Genomic DNA, 4931 nt, shown 5'->3' on the forward strand with positions numbered 1-4931 from the left:
AAGGCGTCCAGGATCTGTTGGGCGGCGAGGGTGGCGGTGAGGGTGCCTTCGCGGACGCGGTTCTCCAGGGTGGGGGCGAGGGTGCGGACGTCGGGGTGGTGGTGGAGTGCGGTGAGGAGTTGGTCGTGGACCATGGCCCAGGTCCAGTCGATCTGTTGGGTGCGGCGGCGGGTGTCGAGGGCGCCGGTGGCGTGGAGGGTCTGTCGGTGTTGTTGGAGGCGTTCCCAGAGGGTGTCGAGGCCGGTGCCGTCGCGGCCGCTGCAGGTGAGGACGGGTGGGGTCCATGCGGCGTCGGGGGGTGTCAGCAGGCGTAGGGCGCCGGTGAGTTCGCGGGCGGCGGTTTTGGCGTCGTGTTCGTGGGGGCCGTCGGCCTTGTTGACGGCGACGAGGTCGGCGAGTTCGAGGACGCCTTTTTTGATGCCCTGGAGCTGGTCGCCGGTGCGGGCGAGGGTGAGGAGGAGGAAGGTGTCGACCATGTCGGCGACGGTGGTTTCGGACTGGCCGACGCCGACGGTTTCGACGAGGACGACGTCGTAGCCGGCGGCTTCCATGACGATCATGGATTCGCGGGTGGTGCGGGCGACGCCGCCCAGGGTGCCGGAGGTGGGGGAGGGGCGGATGTAGGCGTTGGGGTCGGTGGCGAGTTTTTCCATGCGGGTCTTGTCGCCGAGGATGGAGCCGCCGGTGCGGGTGGAGGTGGGGTCGACGGCGAGGACCGCGACGCGGTGGCCGCGGTGGGTGAGCATGGTGCCGAGGGCTTCGATGAAGGTGGATTTGCCGACGCCGGGGACGCCGGTGATGCCGATGCGTACGGCGGCGCCGCTGTGGGGGAGGAGGTCGACCAGGAGTTGCTGGGCGAGGGCGCGGTGGTCGGGCCGGGTGGATTCGACGAGGGTGACGGCCCGCGCGATCCAGGCGCGCGAGCCGTCGAGGACCCCCTGCCGGTACTGGTCGGGGTCGATCGTGCGGGGTGGCATGGGGTCAGCGGCTCACAGCTCGTGTCCGGGATCGGTGGCTTGCAGCTGGTGTCCGAGGTCGGTGGCGAGGGTGGTGAGGAGGTCGTGGGCGGCGTCGGGGATGACGGTGCCGGGGGGGAAGACGGCTGCGGCGCCCATGTCCAGGAGGGTGGGGACGTCCTGGGGCGGGATGACGCCGCCGACGACGATGGTGATGTCGGGGCGGCCGGCCCGGGCGAGTTCGGTTCTGAGGGCGGGGACGAGGGTGAGGTGGCCGGCGGCGAGGGAGGAGACGCCGACGATGTGGACGTCGGCCTCGACGGCCTGGCGGGCGACTTCGGCGGGGGTCTGGAAGAGGGGTCCGACGTCGACGGTGAAGCCGAGGTCGGCGAAGGCGGTGGCGATGACCTTCTGGCCGCGGTCGTGGCCGTCCTGGCCCATTTTGGCGACGAGGATGCGGGGGCGGCGGCCTTCGGCTTCCTCGAAGCGTTCGACGAGTGCGCGGGTGCGGTGCACGTTTTCGGAGGGTCCTGCTTCGTCGCGGTACACGCCGGAGATGGTACGGATCTGGCCGGAGTGGCGGCCGTAGACGGTTTCCAGGGCGTCGGAGATCTCGCCGACGGTGGCTTTGGCGCGGGCGGCGTCGACGGCGAGGGCGAGGAGGTTGCCGTCCAGGGAGCCGCCGCCGGTGGGGCCGTCGTGGGCGGAGCGGGTGAGGGCGCGCAGGGCGTTCTGGCAGGCGCTCTCGTCGCGTTCTTCGCGCAGGCGGCGGAGTTTGTCGATCTGCTGGGTGCGGACGGAGGTGTTGTCGACCTTGAGGACGTCGATGGGTTCGTCGCTGGCGGTGCGGTACTTGTTGACGCCGATGACGGGCTGGCGGCCGGAGTCGATGCGGGCCTGGGTGCGGGCGGCGGCTTCCTCGATGCGCAGTTTCGGGATGCCGGCGTCGATGGCTTTGGCCATGCCGCCGGCGGCTTCGACTTCCTGGATGTGGGCCCAGGCGCGGGTGGCGAGGTCGTGGGTGAGTTTTTCGATGTAGGCGGAGCCGCCCCAGGGGTCGATGGAGCGGCCGGTGCCGGATTCCTGCTGGAGCATGAGCTGGGTGTTGCGGGCGATGCGGGCGGAGAAGTCGGTGGGCAGGGCGAGGGCTTCGTCGAGGGCGTTGGTGTGCAGGGACTGGGTGTGGCCCTGGGTGGCGGCCATCGCCTCGATGCAGGTGCGGGTGACGTTGTTGAAGACGTCCTGTGCGGTGAGGGACCAGCCGGAGGTCTGCGAGTGGGTGCGCAGGGACAGTGACTTGGTGTTTTTCGGGTCGAACTGTTTCACGAGTTTCGCCCAGAGCAGGCGGGCGGCGCGGAGTTTGGCGATCTCCATGAAGAAGTTCGTGCCGATCGCCCAGAAGAAGGAGAGGCGGGGGGCGAACGCGTCGACGTCGAGGCCGGTGGCCAGGCCGGCGCGGAGGTATTCGACGCCGTCGGCGAGGGTGTAGGCGAGTTCGAGGTCGGCGGTGGCTCCGGCTTCCTGGATGTGGTAGCCGGAGATGGAGATGGAGTTGTAGCGGGGCATCTTCTGCGAGGTGTAGGCGAAGATGTCGGAGATGATCCGCATGGAGGGTTGCGGGGGGTAGATGTAGGTGTTGCGGACCATGAATTCTTTGAGGATGTCGTTCTGGATGGTCCCGGCGAGTTTTTCGGGGGGGACGCCCTGTTCCTCGGCGGCGACGATGTAGAGGGCGAGGACGGGCAGGACGGCGCCGTTCATGGTCATGGAGACGGACATCTTGTCGAGGGGGATGCCGTCGAAGAGCTGGCGCATGTCGTAGATGGAGTCGATGGCGACGCCGGCCATGCCGACGTCGCCGGTGACGCGGGGGTGGTCGCTGTCGTAGCCGCGGTGGGTGGGCAGGTCGAAGGCGACGGAGAGGCCCTTCTGGCCGGCGGCGAGGTTGCGGCGGTAGAAGGCGTTGGACTCCTCGGCGGTGGAGAAGCCGGCGTACTGGCGGACCGTCCAGGGCTGGTTGACGTACATGGTGGGGTAGGGGCCGCGCAGGTAGGGGGCGATGCCGGGGTAGGTGTCCAGGAAGTCCACGCCGGCGAGGTCCTCGGCGGTGTACAGCGGCTTCACGCCGATGCCCTCCGGGGTCTGCCACACCAGGTCCTCGACGTCCTTGCCGGTCGCCTGCTGCCAGGCCTCCCGCCACTGCGTGCCGGTCGCCGCCGGGGCGGTGCCGTCCGGGTCCAACCCGATCGTGGTGAAGTCGGGGATCTCACTCATCGGACGGTCTCCCATCAGGACACTCCCATACGGTCGAGGGCGGCGGACAGCACGGCGACGGCGTCACAGTCGGCGAAGACGTAGGTGTCGACACCGGCGTGCTGTCCGGGACGGCCGGCCAGGAACACGTGCTTCGCACCTGCGTCCCGGAGCTTCTGAGCGGTCTGTTCGGCCTGCTGCTCGTAGAGCGCGTCGCTGGAGCACAGGCAGACCTCGCTCGCCCCGCTCGTCTCGAACGTGCCCTCCGTGACGGTTTCGATGCCGCCGGCCTGGAAGAGGTTGGCGGCGAAGGTCGACCGGGCGGTGTGTGCGGACGCCGACCCGAGGGAGGCCAGGAACAGCAGCGGGCGGCTGCCGGTCGCGGCGAGGTGGGCGTCGGAGCGGGCGCGGAGTTCCTCGTAGGCGTCGGCGCGGCGTACCCGCGGCAGGCCGCCGGAGGGCGGTGCGGGGGCGGGTTCGCGGACCAGCGGCTGTTCGGCGAGGTTCGGGAACTCGCTGACGCCGGTGACGGGTTCGCGCCGCTCGGCGAGCGCCTTCGAGCGTGCCGCCCAGGTCGCCGCGGCCTGCTCGGCGACCAGGCCGCAGGTGAGGGCGGCCCGCTGACCGCCCGCCGCCTCGATCTCCTGGAACCACGCCCAGGCGGCGTGCGCGAGTTCGTCGGTCAGCCGCTCCACGTACCAGGAGCCGCCCGCCGGGTCGACGACCCGGGCCAGGTGCGACTCCTCCAGCAGGATCGACTGCGTGTTGCGGGCGATCCGCCGTGCGAAGGCGTCCGGCAGGCCGACCGCCTCGTCGAAGGGCAGCACCGTCACCGCGTCCGCCCCGCCCACGCCCGCGGCCAGGCAGGCCACCGTGGTGCGGAGCATGTTCACCCACGGGTCGCGGGCGGTCATCATCACGCTGGAGGTCACCGCGTGCTGGCGCTGCGCGGAGGCCTGCGGCGCGACCCCGCACACCTGCGCCACCCGGGCCCAGAGCCGGCGTGCGGCACGGAACTTCGCGATCGTCAGGAACTGGTCGCCGGTGGCCGCGAGGCGGAACTCCAGCTGGCCGGCGGCCGCGTCGGCCGACAGCCCGGCCGCGGTCAGCGCCCGCAGGTAGGCCACGCCGGTCGCCAGTGCGCAGCCGAGTTCCTGAGCGGGCGAGGCGCCCGCGTCGTGGTAGGGCAGGGCGTCGACGGTGAGGGCGCGCAGGCCCGGGTACGTCTCGGCACAGCGGGCCGCCAGTGCCGCGGCCTCGGCGAGCAGCGCCTCGCTCGCGCCGTCGTCGCCGGTGCGGGCGAGCAGGCCCAGCGGGTCGGCGCCCAGCGTGCCGGTGGCGGCCGCGGCGGGCACCCCGCGCGCGGCCAGCAGCGTGAACAGCTGCTCGGCGGCGGGCCGGAACTCCGCGCCGGCGTCGAGGGCGACGGACGCCAGGTCGAGGTAGACGCCCTGCAGCGCGTCCGGCAGCGCCTCGACCGGCAGCCGGCCGGTGCCGAGCGCGAGCCAGAGCGAGGTGACGCCGTTCTCCAGGTCGGCGAGCACCGCCTCGTTGGTGCGGCGCGGGTCCGGGTCGGCGTGCAGCTGGCGCACGTCCCAGCCGGAGACCGTGGCCCCCTGCGGTCGGCCGCCGCGCACGAACGGCGGGAAGCCGGGGTACCCGGCATCGGCCGGCGCGTCCTCGGCGGTGTACAGCGGACGGGCACGGAGCCCGTCCTGGAGC

General features: G+C 71.9%; 3 protein-coding genes. All 3 read right to left on the bottom strand.

All coding sequences use genetic code 11. From position 1 onward, the window contains the following. The coding region (meaB, locus tag SNE206_RS39670) for a methylmalonyl Co-A mutase-associated GTPase MeaB (RefSeq protein WP_407918456.1) at positions 1–977 on the bottom strand (977 nt) is incomplete at its 3' end. 12 nt (positions 978–989) lie between these two features. Next, complete coding sequence (gene scpA, locus SNE206_RS39675) at positions 990–3230, bottom strand: methylmalonyl-CoA mutase (protein WP_407918457.1); 2241 nt, start codon at positions 3228–3230, stop codon at positions 990–992. Between the two features lie 14 nt (positions 3231–3244). Beyond that, positions 3245–4931 (bottom strand): methylmalonyl-CoA mutase family protein (locus SNE206_RS39680; protein ID WP_407918458.1); only part of this gene is annotated, 1687 nt, incomplete at its 5' end.

It is taken from the genome of Kitasatospora sp. NE20-6 (assembly GCF_045862635.1).